An 18,015-nucleotide genomic window follows, 5' to 3' on the forward strand; every position below is an offset into this window, starting at 1 on the left:
GTGTGCATGCCGCCGTGCGGACGGTGGTGGTCACGGCCGTGGTCGTGGTCACCGTGGTCGTGGTCACGCCCGTGGTCGTGGTCACCCTGCCCGTGGTCGTGGTCACGGCCGTGGTCGTCGTCGCCCTGCCCGTGACCGTCGTCGCCATACGCGTCGCCACCGTCGTCGCCCGTGGTCACCGCAGGAACCATGGCGAGAGCGCCACCGCCGGTGTGCATACCACCGTGCGGACGGTGGTGGTCACGGCCGTGGTCGTGGTCACCGTGGTCGTGGTCACGCCCGTGGTCGTGGTCACCCTGCCCGTGGTCATGGTCACGGCCGTGGTCGTCGTCGCCCTGCCCGTGACCGTCGTCACCGTACGCGTCACCACCGTCGTCGCCCGTGGTCACCGCAGGAGTCATGGCGAGAGCGCCACCACCCGTACGCATACCGCCCTGCGGACGGTGGTGGTCACGGCCGTGGTCGTGGTCACCGTGGTCATGGTCACGGCCATGGTCGTGGTCACCCTGGCCGTGGTCATGGCCGTGGTCGCCGCGACCGCCGCCCTCACTGTCGCCGGAGTTGTCGTGGCGGTCGCTGCTGGCGGACGAGCCGCTGTCCGAGCTGGGCGCGCCGGTGGTCGTCAGGGCGTATGCGGCAGGAGCGGTAAAGGCAAGGGCGGCAGTCACAGCAGCTGACGCGAGCAGGGTACGGGCAGTGCGCATGTGAGAGTTGTCCTTTCGCCACGACTGCGAAGGCTGACACTCCGTCGGCACATCGATTCGCAGAGGCGACGTCCTCACCATCAGCAGGAATCTGACACCCCGCCACCGGAGACCGGGGCATCCGAGTGAAGCCCTGGGCCCAATGAGTTCAGGACCGGCCGATATTCACCCGATGGACGGCACGTCGCACCGCCGCAGAGGACCTGCGATGAGGTAGTGACACAGAGAGGGAGAGCGCTCTCCCCCCTCTCCCACTACAGTGCGTCCATGAGCAGAGAGTCCGAGGCGCCCGCCGCCATGCCCACCCTGGAGGACGTGGCGCGCGCGGCGGGAGTCTCCCGTGCGACCGTGTCGCGCGTCGTCAACGGCATCCGCAATGTCGACCCCGCGATCCAGCAGGCCGTACGCGACGCGGTGGCCGCGACCGGGTACACACCGAACCGGGCCGCGCGGGCCCTGGTGACGCGACGGGCCGAGACCATCGCCCTGGTCGTGTCCGGCGCGGGCGACGCGTCGGAGGCCGAGCAGAACGCCTTCGCATCCCGGGTGTTCGCCGATCCGTTCTTCGGCCGGGTGGCCGCCGGGGTGGTCGGATACCTCCGGCCGCGCTCCATGCATCCGGTGCTGATGTTCGCCGAGACCCCCGACGCCCGTGACCAGGTCGTCGGCTATCTGCGGCAGGGCAGCGCCGACGGTGCGCTCATCGTCTCCACCCATGCCGATGACCCGCTGCCCGGCATGGTCGCGGCGGCCGGACTGCCCGCCGTCCTGTTCGCGCGGCCCGCCGGTGCCGTCCCCATCAGCTACGTGGACCTCGCCCACCGGGACGGCGCGGAGCTGGCCGCCGCCCATCTGCTGGCCCGTGGCTGCCGCCGCCCCGTGACCATCGCGGGGCCGCAGGACATCACCGCGGGCGAAGAGCGGCTGGCCGGGTTCCGGGCGGCGATGGCGCGCCACGGGCACCGGGACGTACCGGTGGCCGAGGGCGGATTCACCCTGCACAGCGGGGTGGACGCGATGGCCCGGCTGCTGGACGAACACCCTGACCTGGACGCGGTGTTCGCGGCCAACGACCTGATGGCGCAGGGTGCCTGCCTGGTACTGCGGGAGCACGGCAGGCGGGTCCCCGAGGATGTGGCCGTGGTGGGATTCGACGACAGTTCGGTGGCCGCCTCCTGCCGGCCGCCCCTGACGACGGTGCGGCAGCCGGTGGAGCGGATGGCGGCCGAGATGGCGCGGCTGCTGCAGGAACGCATCGAACACCCGGACCGCCCCGTCACCTCGGTCGTCTTCGAACCGGAGCTGGTGGTACGGGAGTCGGCGTAGCCGTACGCCGGGAGCTGAAGCGCGGCCGCCCGGCCGGCGCGGGCCTCGACCCGACCGGAGCGGGCCTCTGCCCCAGTACTTGTCAGGTGGAGGACCGAGTGTCAGGCGAGGGCTGCGGGCAAGTATTCGGCCATGAGCAGCGGAGCAATGGCGAAGTGGGCACGCAGTGTGGCCGATGCGGAGCTGAGCGGGGTGCTTCCCCGCAGGTGGGCGCACTCGCAAGGGGTCGCCCGTCGCGCGGACGAAGTGGCCGGGGTCCTGGGAGACCACGCGGAGCTGCTGGCCTCTGCGGCCGTCCTGCACGACGTGGGTTACGCCCCGCGGCTGGCCGTGACGGGGTTTCATCCGCTGGATGGCGCCAGGTTTCTTCGTGACAGCCACACTGCGGATGACCGGCTGGTCCGGCTGGTGGCGAATCACTCGCTGGCCTTGCTGGAGGCCGAGGAGCGCGGGCTGCGAGACGCGCTGGAGGCGGAGTTTCCTCTGCTCGACGATCAGCGCCTGGTGGACGCCCTTGTGTACTGCGACATGACGACGACGCCCGACGGCGAGGAGACCTCCGTCGAGGCGCGTCTGGCGGAGATCACTACCCGTTACGGCGCTGACAGCCTGGTGGGGCGATTCGTCCGTCGGGCGTCCCCGGGCATCCACGCTGCTGTGCACCGGGTGGATGCGGCTCTGGCGGCTCAGCCCAGGTAGGGGTAGGTACCGGCGAGATAGTCCCCGATCTGCTGGCGCATGCTGGGGTGGATGTCGTACTGGTCCAGGTCTGACGGCTGGACGTAACGGACGGCATCCGCTTCGTCGTTGACGGTCGGCTCGCCTCCTACTGGACGGCCGATGTAGGTGTTCTCGTACTGCTGGCGGATCTCGCCGTCGTTGTACGCCACGATGTGGTGGGGGTTCGTGTAGACCCCCAGGAACCCGGTGATCTCGGCGATGATGCCGGTCTCCTCCTGGCATTCGCGCACCGCGCACTGCGCTGCCGTCTCACCGATGTCCTGTGCGCCGCCCGGCAAGGCCCACTGGCCGGTGTCGCGGCGGCGCTGGAGCAGGATGGCACCGTTGCCGTCGACCACGAGCAGGTTGTTGGCGGGAATGAGTGTGTTCGCCTTGGGGGCCCGGGGATCGTTGTAGTACTCAGTCCTGCCCATGCGATGAGGCCCCGTCCTGGTCTGGTGTCCAGGGCCGCGCGGTAGCCCAGACAGTTTCGAAACTCTGAGCGTAGTGGCCGAACCACCCTGCGGCGTCAGCTCTCTTGAGATGCAGCAGGGGGTTCGCGCTGGCCGGCTGGCCCCAGACGTGCGGGTTGACCAGCAGGTCGTCGTCATAGCGGAACAGGGAGGTGTAGAGCGTCGTGTCGTGCAGCCTGACCTCGCAGCCCGTCTCGGACATCAAGGGGCGGTAGTAGGTCAGGGAGGCGCGGATCTTCGCGGCGAGTGTGTCGCCGATGCCCTCCTCGCGGCCGCGGACGGCCGCTGCCCGGCCGTTCGATTCGCCGAAGCAGAGGCGTACGTGAACACCGTCTGCCGCGCGGGCGGCGAGCATCCTGGCGACGTGGGGGTTGGACTGCGCGAAGAAGGTGCCGGAGAAGACGAGGACGCTGATCTGCTCCTGGGCCCCCTGCAGCAGCGAGAGCCACATGTCCCGGGGAACGCTGGCGCGGTTCTGGTAGGTCCCGATCAGCTCCAAGCCCGCCCCGGCGTTGGGCTGCCCGGCACCGGGCGCCGGAGTCGGCCAGAGGAACAGTTCCTCCACCCGCAAGTGCTGGGCAACACGGAAGCGGTGACGTGGATGGGGTACGCGGCCTCCGAGCCACCTGCCGACAGTCTTGGGGTCCACCTCACAGACCTCGGCGAGCAACTCTGGTGATACGCCCCGCTGGGCAAGTACGGAGTGCAGTCGCTCGTTCACAGCGGCCATACAAGCGGAGGCCGTTCGGAGCGGGCAAGGAAGTTATGGGACGTTCTTCAAAGGCCGAAGGTGCGATCAGGAAATTTACGCTGGGCGTATGGAGCTCACCGTCCTGTGGGACATCGACCACACGCTCATCGAGAACGCCGGAGTGAGCAAGGAGATCTACGCCGCCGCCTTTACGGCACTGGCCGGGTCCGCCCCGAGCGAACCGGTGCTGGATCTTCCCGTCGGCGCTTATGGGGCTGACGCTCATCAACGTTCAGGATTGGTCGCTGTTGCCCGTGAGCGGGCGCAGCGCCTTCGGGGCGTGCCGGATGACGTGCCTGTTGTGCTTGTGGGGGATACCCCCCGCGATGTTGAAGCCGCGCTCGCCACACGTTCCGGGATCATCGCGGTCGCCTCTGGCGTCCACAGCGTCGAAGAGCTGTCCGCTGCCGGCGCCCAGGTCGTGCTGCCGGACCTGACGGACACGGAACGCGTCCTCGGGATCTTGGAGACCTTCGCGGCCCACTGAAACGTCCCAGGACGTCCTCGGAGCGTCCGCATACGCGGTGATGCGGTCCCTGCCCGTTCCGCCAGCATCAGATCTCCCCCAGGCGACCGACCTCCTCACACCACAGGCTTTCCGCCACAACGGTGGGAGATCGGCGCAGGAAGGAGCACGCAGTGGGAGATGAGACACCCTCCGTCGAGGAGGGTCTGTTGATCGCCGTGGAAGTCCTCGCGAGCGTCCACGGCCGGCACGACAGCAACGCCTCCGACCCGGGACAGGGCGGCTCGGGCGACGGTCCCTGGCCCGGAGGTGACGGGCTGAACCACGCGGCGTAGCCGTCGACTCTCCGGCGGAGGGGCCGTCCGTGCGACCTCTCCGCCTCTCACCTACAGCCCGCCGTAAGGAAGGGAACAGCCCATGGAGCACCGACTGGTTCGGGCCGTCGAAGAGGCGCTGAGGTGGAATGGCCCAGTCGCACTGGGTAAGGGGTTCGCCCGGGGAAGTATCACCGACCACGAGGTCGTGACACGACTGCTCACACCACAGCGCCTGCTCGACATGGTCATGCGCCGGAGCATCGCCAACCCCCAGTTCCGGTGCTTCAAGGGTGGCGAGGAACTGCACCCCGACGCCTACCTCGACCGTCAGGTCACGCCCCGGGGGCAGGCGATACCGATGGCGGACATGAGCCGCCTGGGCGGCCTGCTGCGCGAGGGAGCGACGCTGGTCCTGGACCAGTCCAATGTCTTCGACCCCACGATGGAAGCGGCCTGCCGGGCCATGCAGTGGTGGTCCCGGGAGCATGTGCAGGCGAATGTCTACCTGACCACGAACGACGCATCCGGCTTCGACCTGCACTGGGACGACCACGATGTCCTCATCGTGCAGTTGGCGGGCGAGAAGCAGTGGGAGGTACGCAATGCCTCCCGGCCCGAGCCCCTGTTCCGGGACGCCGAGCGGAACGACACTCCCAGCCAAGAGATCGTGTGGACCGGCACGATGAAGGCCGGCGACGTCATGCACATCCCCCGCGGCTACTGGCACGCAGCCACCCGCGTGGGCCGGGGCGGCGGCCACAGCACCCATGTGACCTTCGGCTTCGCCAAGCGCACCGCCGTGAGCTGGCTGACCTGGCTCGCCGACTGGTCACGCCAGGAGGAGCTGTTCCGTCACGACCTCGACCGCTGGGGCAGCCCCCACGAGCAACAGGCCCAGCAGATGCTGCTGGCCACCGCCGCCTCCCGCCTCATCGACGCACGTGAACCAGCGGAGTTCCTCAAGCGCCGCGAGCAGGAAGCTCCCCCCGGCAGGCACGTTCCCTTCCTGGACATCTTCGGTCCTCTGGAAGCGGTGGCGTGTGTGAGTGAGTTCCCGCCCCAGATCACGGAGGAGGGAGACACGGTCGTCGTGGTGGCAGCGGGCAAGAAGCTCACGTTCACAGTCAAAGCTCTGCCAGGGCTCCGTTTGCTCTTGAGCGGCCACCCCGTCCAGCTGGGCGAAGCCGCCCGCTCGGTGGGCGCCGAGGTGGAGACGTTGGCGAAGATCCTGGTGGAGGAGGAGCTGTGCGCCAGTCTGACCCCCGAATTGTTCTCGGGCTACAGCGCTCTCGTGACGAGCGCCGGATCCTGACCAGCGCACTGGAACTGGGGATCGACGCAATCGACACCAGCTTCAACTACCGGGGGTTCTCGGCCCACGTAGCCCTGGCGGATATCGGAAGCGATCTCCTTCGCCGATTCGCGATCTCAACCAAGGTCGGCTTCTTCCCGACTGCCGGACACGCCGAGCACTCCCTCGACCCAGGTCGGCTCCGGCAAGCCATGGAGCAGACGAACCGCGACCTGGGACGCGCACCGGACCTGGTGTTCCTGCACAATCCCGAGCGCTCACTCACCGACTCGCCGGAGGCTGCGCAGGACACACTGCGCATGGCATGCGCTGCCCTGGCATCTGCTGCGGCAGAGGGGCTGTGCGGAGCCTGGGGCATCTCCTCCTGGGACCCCCGACCACTGCCGGCACTCGCGGACAAGACCCTGCCCAGACCCGACGTACTCATGGTCCGCGGCGGCCTCCTCACCGGGCTCGACGTCCTGGAAGCCTCCGAAACCCTGGCAGCACGGTGGGACCTCGACAGCGAGCAGCTCTGGGGGATGAGCCCGTTCGGCGGCAACGCCACGGACCCGCTGTGGCGCAAGCTCGACCCACGGGTGTTCATCCAGAACCCGGATGCCGGCGTCTCGGCCGTCCAGGCCGCGTTCCGCGCCGCGTACTGGCTACCGTGGGTGGGAAGGGTCGCCGTCGGCACCGATGCCCCCTCCCATCTGCGGGACCTGGTCGATGCCCTGCGGTACGAGGCCGACACCGGGAGCATCCGTACATACCGCCAACTCCTCCGCCAACGGGCGGACCGTCAGCCCCTCTGAAGGCTGTCTGCGACCCGTGCCGCCATGTCGCGCGCAGGTTCGAGGCGTGGGTCCTCGGGGTGGGCATCCGGGGCAAGGATCTTCGCGCAGACGAACAAGGTCATCAGTCGGCCGTCCCGGCTCTCCAGGTCGTGGCGCCGCTCGTGGCGGACTCGCCCGGCCAGCGCCGGGACGGCTAGGGAGTTCCCCCACAGAGACGCCGCGTCCAGTCCCCGGGGGGCCATGCCCCAGTCCTCCCAGTCGAACAGGCAGAACCGCGGTCCCGTCATGTTCGCCCAGTTGAGGTCCGCGTGCGCCGGACGCCACTCGTTCAATGCCGTGTCGATGCCGACCGTAAGGAACCGCTGGATCGCCTCAGCAACGCCGCTCTGGGTGATCGTGACGGTGTCCGGGGTGGCCACGCGCCTCGTGTGCTGGACGGCCAGCGCGTCCAACGACGCGTTCAGCGCCTGCCACCATGCGTCCGGCAACTGAGGATCGGCAGCCAGTACGCTGCTGCCGACCGGCTCGCCCGGCAGAAGGTCGGTCTCGTCGGCCCGCCACATCGCGGCGCCTTCAGGCTCGCGCCAAGCAACGCCCCGATGCCACTCGGGCCTGGCCACCCCTTCCAGCAGGGCAGCACACTCAGTTCCGTTCCAGCCCTGATCACCGATCCTGTCGAAACGGCGACGTTCGATCCGCACCCACGTGTCACGGTCGGTCCGCGCACCGAGCGAGCGCCGTTTACGTACCAGGGTCTCCGGGGCCAACCGGGTTTGGAAGGCGTGCTCAACCTGAGCGAGCACGCTGCTCACCGGCTCAACCCGCAGGTCCACCTGGGGTGTTGCGGACAGGGAAAACGGCACCGGACCTCCATTGCGACTCAACGACGCTAGCAAGAAATGGGACCATGCGAGTCGCGGCACCCCCACAGCACGGCGCCGGCCCCCCGGAGTCAGGTCCGGTGGGCCGGCGTCGTGGTGTGGGGGGGCCGGGTGGAGCGGGTGGGGCCCGGGTGCGGCGTCCTTCGGGGACTCAGGCGGGCATCGCCAGGCGTCGCCGGTCGCCGCCGGACCGCCCGGCCGCACGGGCCGCGCGGCGGTCGGTGATCAGCCGGTCGACGGCCAGCGCACCGGGGCCCGAGAAGGCGATCAGCAGCAGCGTCCAGCAGAAGAAGACAGCGGCCTCACCGCCGTTCTCGATCGGCAGCAGACCCCGGTGCTGATGGATGTCGAAGTAGGCGAACGCCATGGACCCCGACCCCAGCAGCGCTGCCGTACGGGTGCCGAGACCGACCAGCACCAGTGCGCCCGCGGCCAGTTGGATCACGGCGGCGTACCAGCCGGGCCAAGCACCCGCCGGGAGTGCGTGGCCGCCGAGGAGGCCGAAGAGCGAGGCGACTCCGTGGCAGGTGAAGAGCAGCCCGACGACGATACGGAACAGGCTGAGCGTGTACGGCTGGGCCCGGCCGATGTGTGTGTCCAGCATGAGGTCGGTGCTCCTCTCAGCGGTAGACGCCGAACTCGTAGAGCGAGTAGCCGTATCCGGAGCCGCGTGCCGTCCCCAGCATCCGGACGTACCGCCCCGTGCCGTGCACATCGAGGTCGTCGATGTTGCCGTTGCCGTCCGTCACGGACGTGACCGTGGCCCAGTTGGTGCCGTCGTCGGAGGTCTGGATCTCGTACCCCTTCGCGTACGCCGGGTCCCAGGCCAGCTGGATGTGGGTGAAGGTGGTGGAGGCGCCCAGGTCGACCTGGAGCCACTGCGGATCGCTCCAGTCGCTCGCCCAGCGGGTGTCGAAGCTGCCGTCCACCGCGTTGGCCGCGCCGCACGGGCAGCCGCCGGTCGGATCGGTCTGGAAGGACGAGGCGGTGGCCGTCTTGCCCTGGGCCACGTTCGTCCCGTCGACCTTCGGCGGCACGACCTTCAGCGACTTCGTCTCGATGCCGACGTTGCCGTGGCCGTCCGTGGACTTCACATAGACCTTGTAGACACCGACCTTGTCAGGGACCTTCGCGGAGAACGTGCCGTCGCCGTTGTCCGTGGTGTCGGCCGCCATCAGGGCCTTGTTCTGGTCGATGTAGTTGCTGCTGAAGTAGAGCTGCGTGGTGGTCCGGTCGCCGTCCGGGTCGGCGATCCTCGCCCCGACCCTGACCCGGCCGCCGGCCGGCACGCCGGTCGTGGCGTTGTCGACGGTCATGTCCGAGATCACCGGCGGGGTGTTGTCGCCCGAGGTGTCACCTCCGTACGCCTTCTTCACCGCGTAGTACGACAGCCGCTTCTGGCCGCCCGGCAGCAGGTTGAACCAGACACCGCCGAAGTCGTCCTCGGTGCCGTAGTGGAACATTGTGGCGCCCAGCGCGACCCCCTTGTGGGCGGTGACGCAGCCCCACGCCTTGGTGTAGCCGTCGGCCTTCTGGACGTCGGTCGGCTCGTCGGGGACGCCGTTCGCGTCGTCCGGGACCTCCCACTCGCCCGCCGGTCCGGTCTCGGTGACGATGTACGGCTTGTCGTAACCGCCCTGCTCCCAGTCCGACTTGACGTTGCAGACCGCGTTGTAGGCGTTGACCGCGTACAGGTCCAGATCGGGCGCGTTCCTCTTGTAGTACGGCCAGGCGCCGGTCCACGCGTCTGTCGAGGTGACCGGGTGGTTGGGGTCCACCTGGTGGATCTTCTTCGCGATGTCGTTCACGAAGGAGGTGTAGGCGTTGCGCTGTGCCTCCAGTTCGTCGCCGCTGTAGCAGTTCTGGAGGCCGAGCGTCGATTCGTTGCCGACGTTCCACATCAGTACGCCGGGGTTGTCCTTGTAGGTGTCGACCCACTTGGGGAACTCGGCGAGCATGTCGTTCTTGTACGTGGTGTCGGTGAGGTAGTTGACGCAGCCGCCGCTGCCGGGGCCGCCGCCGGGCTGGAGCCAGAATCCGGCGATCACCTTGACACCGTTGGCCGCCGCCGCGTCGAAGAGCGGCTTGCTCGTCGCGTCCGTGCCCCAGGTGCGGATCGTGTTGACGCCCATCGACGCCACGTCCGGCATGTCCTTGGCCGCGTCGTCGACCGAGGGGCCCCAGGTCAGCCCTTTGACCGTGTACGGGGCACCGTCGACGGTCAGCGCCCAGTCGCCCTGCGAACCGGTCACCTTGACGACACTGCCGGCGGCGTGGGCCACAGGCGCCTGCACGGCGAGCAGCGCACCAGCGAGCAGCGCCGCCGCGGCGAACGGCGCCAGGGCGCGTTTCGCCGTACGGGTGGGGGGTTGGTGCATGTCGCTCTCCTTCTGCTTCTGTCCGGCTGGTTCTGGTTCGTCCTGTGGTTGGTTCGTGGGGCTACGGGAGTACGGGGCTGCGCGGCTACGTGGCTGCCTGGCTGCGTGGCTGCGTGGCTACGGCAGTTCGTAGTCGTCGTTGAGCGCGGCGCCCGCGGACGGGTTGGTCTCGTCGTAGCCGCGCGCGTCGCACTGGAGGCCGCCGTTGACGCAGTGCGTGACCAGGGCCTGGAGCGTCGCCGCGTCCCACCCGTTGAAGAAGTCGTAGTGGAACGAGTGCCCGGTACCGCTGGCCAGCCGTACGTTCGACATGTCGCCGTTGACGGGCCACGCCATCTTGAACTCGATCATCGGCAGGGCCACCGGATGGTCGGCCGGGCAGGTGTTCTGGTTGTTGCCGGACGCCACCGGGTACGCCATGTGGCTCTGGTGGTCGGGGGTGTCGAGATGGATGCCGTCCCAGCAACTGGGCGCCTGGAGACGGATGTTGAGCTGGGTGTCCTGGCTGGTCGGGCAGAAGACCGGGAAGTCGAAGTTGTGGTATTGCGTACCGCACTCCCAGCCCTCGACCGTGCCCTTCAGGTTCTTGAAGTCGTCCAGGCTCTGCATGGGGTTGCCCACGACGAACCGCAGCCCCTTGGGGAAGGGGCGCACGCTGGTGTAGTCGGTGACGCCGGACTTGTAGTAGATGGTCTGCGGGCCGATGGGGAGGATCTTCTCGTCCCCGTTGTACAGACTGGGCATCCAGTAGGCCGACTTGTCACCGGGCGCCAGGCAGGTGGTGCCGCCCTGGTCGAGCGAGGCCGTGGTGGTGTTGGCGTCGGTTCCGGTGTTGCCCATGAAGGTGTGGTCGTGGGACTTCCCGGGCTGGCCGGGGAAGACGATCGGGTCGTCGGGCGCCGTGTGGTTCGGGGCGCACTTGGCCTGGAACTCGTGGAAGTACCGGTGCGGCGGGTCGTACGTCGACGGGGTCACGCCCGTCACCGGCGGGTCGGCCATGATGTAGCCGTCGCCGTCCGGGTCGTCGCCGGACGCCTTCGTGGACACCCCCATCCCGGCAATACCGGCCATACCGGCCATGGCAGTGGCGGTCGTGCGGTGTGCGGCGGTGGTGGTGTGCGCGGTGGCGGTGGCGGCGGCCGGTGCGTCCGCCGATGCGTCGGCCGTCATCACCACACCGCCGATACCGGCCGTGGTGAGGGCCAGGGCGGTGGACAGCAACAGTCCTGTGAGGGTTCTCGACCTCCGTGGCATGGAGACCTCCTCCTGCGTCAGTGGGGGAATGCGGGGGCGGGGAGCCGGAGAGAGCCGGGAGAGCGCTCTCCCGGTTCGGAGTGTTGCGGCCCTGACAAGACCGTGTCAAGAGCTCGTGAACCACCGGCGCGACAGCCCGGACACCCCGAACTGCCGCTCCGGCGCAGGGGCGTTCAGCGGGTGAAGGCAGCGCGTCCGACGTCAGGGGCCGGTTGGGGCCGCCGGGTGAACACAGCGGCCGGGACAGCCCCGCCCACCCGGAACCGCCCTCTTTTTTGCGCGGGCGAGGGAACGGACCGGACGGGCGGGGTGTGTGCAGCGGGCGCGACCGGGGCGGGGCGGGTGCGCGGGCGCCGGTACGGCGGAACGACGGGGTGCGCGAAGTACGCGAAGTACGCGGCAGCCTCAGGACGCGCACGGGATTTGCGGGGCGCGTAGGACGCGCACGGGATGTACGGGGCGCGCAGGACGCGAGGTACGCACGGCTGCGCGCGGAACGCGAGGCGCACGAGGGGCGCGCGGAACGCGAGGCGCACAAGGCAGGCAGGACGCGAGACGCACGAGGCAGGGTGGGCGGCAGGCAGGACGCGCGGCGCACCCGGGGGCGTTCCCGCTCACGCGCCTCCGGGCCGGGGCACCGGCCGGGTTGGGTCACCGGTCCGGACCGGGCCACCGGGCCGGGGCGGCCTGAGAATCACCGGGCGAGCCCGAGGAGCAGTTCGCTGAGTTCGACCGGCATGGTGATCATGCAGTCGTGGCCGGTCGGCAGCTCCCAGACCTGCGCGGCGGTGCCGTTGGGCTGGACCGGTGCGACGGGACGGCGGGTCACGCCCGTCGGCATGGCGCCGACATTGTGGATGTGCGTGCGCGGGATCGCGTTCACCGCCGGGTTGTCCAGCCGCACCGGCTGCTGCAGACAGCGCACCGGCTGGTCCGAGAGCATCCCGCGCAGCCAGGCGACGTCCGCCGGGTCCGTGACCCCGAACAGACCGAAGGGCGCGGGCTGCTCGGGCATCGGTGGCACCCGCCAGCCGTCCCCGGACTTCCCGGCCAGCTCGATCAACTGCCGGGTCACGGGCTGGACATCGGCTGCGGACTCGCCGTCATCCGGGACCATCGCGTCGAGGTAGACCAGGTGCCCGATGCGCTCGGGCATCCGGTTGGCCGCGCCGGAGATCACCATCCCCGCGTAGCTGTGACCGACGAGTACGACATCGTCGAGATCCTCGTCGGCGATCAGCCCGGCCACGTCGTCGACGTGCGTATCGAGCCCCACCTCAGGGCCGAGCAGGTGGGCCCGGTCGCCGTAGCCGGTCAGGGAGGGCGCGAACACCCGGTGCCCGGCGCCTTCCAGCAGCGGCACCACCCGCTCCCAGCAGCGTCCGCTGTGCCAAGCACCGTGTACCAGCAGGAATGTGGACATGAGTGAACCAGTCTTCCTTCGCAGAGACGGAACGGCACGATCACGCTCCGGCGCCGCTTCGCGGCTCTGGGCGGTTACCTTTCGTGCCTCGGTACTCTTCGAGTACTCAAATCATGCTGGTGCACACGGCGCAGCACAGGCAATAAGGCACTTTTCGGTGCCCCGGTTCTCTGGAGGTAACCATGGACGCGGTACCGGACGGACCGCAGCCGGCGGCGCAGCCCGGCGACGCGTGCCGGACCCGGGTGGTGCTCGGCATCGTCGGAGACAAGTGGTCGCTCCTGGTCGTGCGCCATCTCAAAGACGGACCGCGCCGTTTCACCGAGCTCAAGAAGGCCATCGACGGAATCAGCCAGCGCATGCTCACCGTGACGCTGCGCAGCCTGGAGCGGGACGGCATCCTGACGCGTACCGTCCACAACGTGATGCCGCCGCATGTCAGCTATGAGCTCACCGAGATGGGCATCACCCTGCGCGAGGCCACCGCGCCTCTGCTCGAATGGAGCGTCGCGCACCTCGCCCGGATCGACGACGCCCGCGCCGCCTACGACGGCCGCACGGATCGCCCGGCGGCCCCGTAGCGGGAGGGCGGGCCGATCACCACTCCGTACGCACGTACGCACACCGAGGGAAGCCGGCCACCCCGGGACCCACCCCGGGACCCACCCCGGGGCAGCCCCGGAACTCACGCCGGAGGGTTCCGGCACTCACGCCGAGGAAAGCCCCGCACTCACGCCGAGAAGAACCCGGCACTCACGCCGAGGGGAGCCCCAGCGGGCCGCCGATCTCCTCGGCCATCACCCGGCCCGCCTCCTCGGCCAGCGCTTCCTCGCCCAGGTCCTGGTCCGTGTCCAGACCGTCGAGAGCCGGGAGCGGCTGGTCGAGACGGACGTGGGCGACCAGCGACTGGAGCGCGCGGAGTGCGCCCGACGCGGAGGAGCCCCAGTTGGTGAAGTACGAGAACTGCCACCACCACATCGCCTCGGTGGTCCGGCCCGCGCGGTAGTGCGCCATCCCGTGGCGGAGGTCGGTGACGATGTCCGCGAGGTCGTCGCTGATGCGGCAGGCGACGGGGGCCTTGCGCGGCTCGTACGGGTCGAACACCTCGGAGTACACGTCGATCGGCTCCAGCAGCCGCGCGAACCGCTCCCGCAGGTCGTCGACGTCGGGCTCCGGGCCGAGGTCCGGCTCGTACCGGTCGGCCGGGAGGATGTCCTCGTGGGCGCCCAGGCGCCCGCCGGCGAGGAGGAGCTGGGAGATCTCAAGGAGCAGGAAGGGCACCGCGCTGTCGGGCTCGTCGCCCTTGGCCACCTCGGTGACGGCGACGATGAAGGACTCGACCTGGTCGGCGATCTGGACGTCGAAGTCGTTCGGATCTTCCGTGACCTTGTTCAGCGTTGCGTCAGACATCGAGCAGTCGTCTCCCCTCAAAGGCACGACCGAGCGTGACCTCGTCCGCGTATTCCAGGTCTCCCCCTACCGGAAGACCACTCGCCAGCCGTGTGACCTTCAAACCCATGGGTTTGATCATCCGGGCGAGATACGTCGCCGTGGCCTCGCCCTCCAGATTCGGGTCGGTCGCCAGGATGAGCTCCGTGACGGCGCCGTCCGCGAGCCTGGCCAGCAGTTCCCGGATCCGCAGATCGTCGGGACCGACGCCCTCGATCGGGCTGATGGCGCCGCCGAGTACGTGGTAACGCCCGCGGAACTCACGGGTGCGCTCCACCGCCACGACGTCCTTCGGCTCCTCGACGACACAGATCACCGTCTGGTCCCGGCGGGTGTCCTGGCAGATCCCGCACAGCTCGGCCTGCGCGACATTGCCGCACACCGCGCAGAACCGGACCTTGTCCTTCACTTCGAGCAGCGAGTGCGCGAGCCTGCGCACATCGGTGGGCTCGGCCTGGAGGATGTGGAAGGCGATCCGCTGCGCGCTCTTGGGACCGACGCCGGGCAGCCTGCCCAACTCGTCGATGAGGTCCTGGACCACGCCTTCGTACAACGGAGCGCCTCTTTCGTTCTGCTGTGCAACGTACGGTAGTTGGTGTGAGGTTTCCTTAGAACCTCGGGAGCGTGAAGACCTTCTGAAGCCGCTGAGGCCGGATGTGCGAAAACCCCGGCCTCACACGCCCCCCGCGCCCCCTGTGCCTCAGATCCCCAGGCCGGGCATTCCGCCGAGCCCCTGGGCGAGCGGGCCGAGCTTCTGCTGCTGGAGCGCCGAGGCGTTCTCGTTCGCGGCGTGCACCGCGGCGACGATCAGGTCCGCGAGGGTCTCCGTGTCCTCGGGATCGACGGCCTTGGGATCGATCACCAGGCTGCGCAGCTCACCGGAGCCGGTGACGGTGGCCTTGACCAGACCGCCGCCCGACTGACCGTCGACCTCGGTCCTGGCCAGTTCCTCCTGGGCCTCGGCGAGATCCTGCTGCATCTTCTGGGCCTGCTGAAGCAGCTGCTGCATATTGGGCTGGCCACCACCGGGAATCACGGGTCACTCCGAGGCTGTTCGACGACATTCCGACTGTGCTGTGCTGCTCTGTGCTGCTCTGTGCTGCGTTTTTCTGTGCTGTTCCGGGTCGCTCTGGGTCGTTCTGTGTGCCGCCACGTGGCGGCGGCGCTCCGGCTGAGGGCTCCGCGTGTCTCCGGGGTCCACAAGCCGGTAAAACGAGCCTACGTGGTCCCCGGGCGCCCCGCCCTCCACCGTGCGGACCAACTCTTTCGGGTGAGGGCCCGACGGCTCCCCGACCTGTTCACAGCCCGCCTACCGTCGTAAACCCTGGCATAACGGCACCGGCGCCCACCATTCGGCGGTATGAAGGCACCCGGCGGTATGAAGGGCACTCGCATCAGCAGCGTCCGGCGCGGCCCGGTAGGCGCGCGCACCGTAAGTGACGGAGGGGAGAAGCCTGGTGGGCCAGCCGGAGACGCCGCAGCCCGAGGAGAACGCCGTACGGCCCGGGGGCGGTCCCGGTACGGGCCCCCGGGCGGGCGCGGGGGCCTCCGCACCGGGGGCGGATCCGGGGGCGCGGCCCGGCCCCGTGGCCGGCCCGGACACCTGCGCGGGCAGGGACACGGACACGGATACGGACACGGACGGCGGCCCGCAGCCGGACCGGGACCCGGGCCGCGACACCCCCGCGGGGCCGGGCGCAGACCTGACCGGCGAACCGTTTCCGGCCGGCGACTGGGCCCAGCCCGTCGAGCGTCTGGACGAGCTCTACCGGTGGGTGGAGGCGACCGCCCTGCGCACCGCGGGCTGGTATCTGACCGACCGGACCTGGAAGCGCCGGGGGGCGAGGGCACTGCGCGCGGGGGCCGCCGGGGGTGCGCTCGTGGGGGCGCTGCTGCCGCTGCTCGACCTGGCGGCCGGATTGCACGGCGCGGCCGAGTGGGGGTATCCGGCGCTGCTGGCCGGGGTGGCGTGCGCGGCGGGCGACCGCTGGTTCGGGCTGACCGCGGGCTGGATGCGCGATGTGGCGACCGCGCAGGCGGTGCAGCGGCGGCTCCAGGTGCTCCAGTTCGACTGGGCGTCGGAGGGCGTCCGCGAGGTGCTCGGCCCGGCGGAGGGCACGGCGAGCGAGGCGACCGAGCGCTGTCTGGGCGTGCTGCGCAGGTTCTCGGACGACATGACGGATCTCGTACGGGGCGAGACGGCGAAGTGGATGATCGAGTTCCGGTCGGGGGGCGCGGTGCCCGTCTCGGTACGCGGTTCCGCCGAGACCCGTACCGGCGGCGAGCCGACACCTGTGGGCCGCACCGTGTCGGCGATGGGCGTGCGCCCGAACATGCCGCGCCAGCGCCCGCCGGAGCCGCCCCCGCGGTAGCGCCCGGGAGGCTCCGGGCCTGGCCGGATCCGTACCGGTCCGGCACCGCTTCACACCTCCCCGTACCGCACCCGCACGGAGCCCGCACCGGCCCCCGGCCCGGCCGGTGTGCGCCGGAGCCGCCCGGAAACGATGTACGAATTTCGGCCAGCATTCCGGTCAACGGATACGGAATTCAAGAGTCCGCCATATAAAGAATTCCAGGGTTCAACTTCCTCCTCCCAGCGGAAAGATCACCACCCCACCCTGTTACCGTGGCAGAATAGAAGTGCCGTATCGCGAACGGGGGTTCCGGGGGTTCACGGCACATGGGGGACGGGGGAAAGTCCTTCTGCGTAGTGTGCGCCTGACCCGCGCACCGACCGGTCAAAGCCATGGGCATGCCCACTGTGGCACTTTCTGTGCCGCGCCCTGCCCATATAAGGGTTTGGATTTCTGGTGATAGCGGAAGAAGTTTACGATCTCGTACTGGACGACGTTTTCATCCGGCTCGACCAGCTGGTTCCGGGCAGTTCTCTTTATCTGAAGCTCGAAGGGCTCAATCCGGCAGGCTCGGTCAAACTCAAGACAGCGGTCGCACTCGTCGCCGACGCCGAGAATTCCGGGCGCAGTTTTCCGCGTACCCGGCTGATCGAATCGACGTCCGGAAATCTCGGCGTCGCACTGGCCATGGTGTGCGCGGCGAAGGGGTACGCCCTGACGTGCGTGACGGACGTCAACGCGAACCGTCAGTCCCGGCAGCTCATGAAGGCGTTCGGCGCCGAGGTCGTCGTCATCGGCGTCCGGGATTCCAACGGGGGCTATCTGCAGTCCCGCATCGACTACATCGGCGAGCGGCTGCGCCGCGATCCGGATCTGCACTGGCTGAACCAGTACGCCAATCCGGCCGGGCCGCAGGCCCACCACGACCGCACCGGGCGGGCGATCCTCGACACCGTCGGCCACGCCGACCGCCTCTTCGTCGGGGCCGGGACCACCGGGACCTTGATGGGATGCGCGCGGTACTTCCGCAGGCACAGCCCCGCGACCCGCATCACCGGGGTCGACACCGTGGGCTCGGTGACCTTCGGCGGGCCCGCTGCGCAGCGCCGCATACCGGGCCTCGGCACGAGCAGACGCCCGGAGATCTTCGACCCGGCCGCCGTGGACGACGTCGTCCACATCGCCGAGGCGGACGCCGTACGCATGTGCCGGATGCTGGCGAGGGAGCGCGGACTGCTGCTCGGGGGATCGAGCGGAACGGTGCTCTCGGCCGTGCAGCAGGAGGCGAAGAACCTGCCCGCGGGCAGCGTTGTCGTGGCGGTCTCCCCCGACTGCGGGGACCGCTATGTGGAAACCGTCTACAACGACGCATGGGTTTCGGAGCACTGGCCCGAAACCGTGGGAAAAGAAATCTCAGGGGCTCACGCCTGA

Annotated in this window: 20 protein-coding genes; 10 read left to right on the plus strand and 10 right to left on the minus strand. The window is 69.4% G+C overall.

Translation table 11 applies throughout. The annotated features are described in order from the left end of the window. From ACWGKJ_RS09955 to ACWGKJ_RS09965, 3 genes are all read left to right on the plus strand, one after another. Positions 1-677, plus strand: a 677-nt coding sequence (locus tag ACWGKJ_RS09955) for a hypothetical protein (protein WP_453315703.1), incomplete at its 5' end; no start/stop codon positions are given. A gap of 294 nt (positions 678-971) precedes the next feature. Further along, positions 972-2,030, plus strand: coding sequence for a LacI family DNA-binding transcriptional regulator (locus ACWGKJ_RS09960; protein WP_385022733.1), 1,059 nt, complete (start codon positions 972-974; stop codon positions 2,028-2,030). A gap of 132 nt (positions 2,031-2,162) precedes the next feature. Continuing rightward, positions 2,163-2,729 (plus strand): HD domain-containing protein, encoded by a 567-nt coding sequence (locus ACWGKJ_RS09965; RefSeq protein ID WP_385022730.1) that lies wholly within the window; start codon positions 2,163-2,165, stop codon positions 2,727-2,729. Here ACWGKJ_RS09965 and ACWGKJ_RS09970 read toward each other — a convergent pair. Together ACWGKJ_RS09970 and ACWGKJ_RS09975 are read right to left on the minus strand one after the other, a co-directional pair. After that, positions 2,717-3,184 carry an NUDIX hydrolase gene (locus ACWGKJ_RS09970; protein WP_385022727.1) on the minus strand — a complete coding sequence of 156 codons (468 nt, stop codon included), beginning with the start codon at positions 3,182-3,184 and terminating at the stop codon, positions 2,717-2,719. The genes ACWGKJ_RS09965 and ACWGKJ_RS09970 overlap by 13 nt on opposite strands. Then, the gene (locus ACWGKJ_RS09975; protein WP_385022724.1) at positions 3,171-3,944 is read right to left on the minus strand and encodes an XRE family transcriptional regulator; all 774 of its coding nucleotides are present in this window, start codon (positions 3,942-3,944) and stop codon (positions 3,171-3,173) included. The genes ACWGKJ_RS09970 and ACWGKJ_RS09975 overlap by 14 nt, the downstream gene beginning before the upstream one ends. Before the next feature lie 97 nt (positions 3,945-4,041). Between ACWGKJ_RS09975 and ACWGKJ_RS09980 the strand changes: the two genes are divergently transcribed. The 4 genes from ACWGKJ_RS09980 to ACWGKJ_RS09995 all read left to right on the plus strand — a co-directional run bounded on the left by ACWGKJ_RS09980 (position 4,042) and on the right by ACWGKJ_RS09995 (position 6,863). Then, on the plus strand, positions 4,042-4,461 hold the full coding sequence (locus ACWGKJ_RS09980; RefSeq protein ID WP_385022720.1) for an HAD family hydrolase: 420 nt from the start codon (positions 4,042-4,044) through the stop codon (positions 4,459-4,461). Between the two features lie 152 nt (positions 4,462-4,613). After that, positions 4,614-4,775 (plus strand): hypothetical protein, encoded by a 162-nt coding sequence (locus ACWGKJ_RS09985; protein ID WP_385022718.1) that lies wholly within the window; start codon positions 4,614-4,616, stop codon positions 4,773-4,775. Between the two features lie 82 nt (positions 4,776-4,857). Further along, entirely contained in the window at positions 4,858-6,069 is a 1,212-nt protein-coding gene (locus tag ACWGKJ_RS09990; RefSeq protein WP_385022715.1) for a JmjC domain-containing protein, read from the plus strand. Further along, entirely contained in the window at positions 6,003-6,863 is an 861-nt protein-coding gene (locus tag ACWGKJ_RS09995) for an aldo/keto reductase (RefSeq protein WP_385022712.1), read from the plus strand. Before ACWGKJ_RS09990 ends, ACWGKJ_RS09995 begins: the two co-directional genes overlap by 67 nt. Here the strand turns inward: ACWGKJ_RS09995 and ACWGKJ_RS10000 are convergent. The 5 genes from ACWGKJ_RS10000 to ACWGKJ_RS10020 all read right to left on the minus strand — a co-directional run bounded on the left by ACWGKJ_RS10000 (position 6,851) and on the right by ACWGKJ_RS10020 (position 12,781). Next, entirely contained in the window at positions 6,851-7,708 is an 858-nt protein-coding gene (locus tag ACWGKJ_RS10000; RefSeq protein WP_385022709.1) for a hypothetical protein, read from the minus strand. The genes ACWGKJ_RS09995 and ACWGKJ_RS10000 overlap by 13 nt on opposite strands. Before the next feature lie 169 nt (positions 7,709-7,877). Then, the gene (locus tag ACWGKJ_RS10005; RefSeq protein WP_385022706.1) at positions 7,878-8,330 is read right to left on the minus strand and encodes a DoxX family protein; all 453 of its coding nucleotides are present in this window, start codon (positions 8,328-8,330) and stop codon (positions 7,878-7,880) included. A gap of 16 nt (positions 8,331-8,346) precedes the next feature. After that, complete coding sequence (locus tag ACWGKJ_RS10010; RefSeq protein WP_385022703.1) at positions 8,347-10,104, minus strand: discoidin domain-containing protein; 1,758 nt, start codon at positions 10,102-10,104, stop codon at positions 8,347-8,349. 117 nt (positions 10,105-10,221) lie between these two features. After that, positions 10,222-11,358, minus strand: coding sequence for a DUF1996 domain-containing protein (locus ACWGKJ_RS10015; RefSeq protein WP_385022700.1), 1,137 nt, complete (start codon positions 11,356-11,358; stop codon positions 10,222-10,224). A gap of 694 nt (positions 11,359-12,052) precedes the next feature. Then, a complete protein-coding gene (locus ACWGKJ_RS10020; RefSeq protein ID WP_385022697.1) occupies positions 12,053-12,781 on the minus strand; it encodes an alpha/beta hydrolase in 729 nt (242 codons plus the stop codon). A gap of 182 nt (positions 12,782-12,963) precedes the next feature. Here ACWGKJ_RS10020 and ACWGKJ_RS10025 point away from each other — a divergent pair, with 182 nt between their 5' ends. Beyond that, entirely contained in the window at positions 12,964-13,362 is a 399-nt protein-coding gene (locus tag ACWGKJ_RS10025) for a winged helix-turn-helix transcriptional regulator (protein ID WP_385022694.1), read from the plus strand. A 172-nt stretch (positions 13,363-13,534) separates the two neighbouring features. On the opposite strand, the gene ACWGKJ_RS10030 is transcribed toward ACWGKJ_RS10025, so the two are convergent. The 3 genes from ACWGKJ_RS10030 to ACWGKJ_RS10040 form a co-directional block, all read right to left on the minus strand. Further along, positions 13,535-14,191, minus strand: a complete 657-nt coding sequence (locus ACWGKJ_RS10030) for a DUF5063 domain-containing protein (protein ID WP_385022691.1) — start codon at positions 14,189-14,191, stop codon at positions 13,535-13,537. Then, positions 14,184-14,783 (minus strand): recombination mediator RecR, encoded by a 600-nt coding sequence (gene recR / locus ACWGKJ_RS10035; protein WP_385022688.1) that lies wholly within the window; start codon positions 14,781-14,783, stop codon positions 14,184-14,186. The genes ACWGKJ_RS10030 and recR overlap by 8 nt, the downstream gene beginning before the upstream one ends. 147 nt (positions 14,784-14,930) lie before the next feature. After that, on the minus strand, positions 14,931-15,266 hold the full coding sequence (locus ACWGKJ_RS10040) for a YbaB/EbfC family nucleoid-associated protein (protein ID WP_385022685.1): 336 nt from the start codon (positions 15,264-15,266) through the stop codon (positions 14,931-14,933). Between the two features lie 421 nt (positions 15,267-15,687). On the opposite strand from ACWGKJ_RS10040, the gene ACWGKJ_RS10045 reads away from it, so the two are divergent. Both ACWGKJ_RS10045 and sbnA read left to right on the plus strand, forming a co-directional pair. Further along, complete coding sequence (locus ACWGKJ_RS10045) at positions 15,688-16,602, plus strand: SLATT domain-containing protein (RefSeq protein WP_385022682.1); 915 nt, start codon at positions 15,688-15,690, stop codon at positions 16,600-16,602. Positions 16,603-17,040: 438 nt separating this feature from the next. After that, positions 17,041-18,015, plus strand: coding sequence for a 2,3-diaminopropionate biosynthesis protein SbnA (gene sbnA, locus ACWGKJ_RS10050; protein ID WP_385022679.1), 975 nt, complete (start codon positions 17,041-17,043; stop codon positions 18,013-18,015).

This window comes from Streptomyces sp. NPDC054757, from assembly GCF_053612185.1.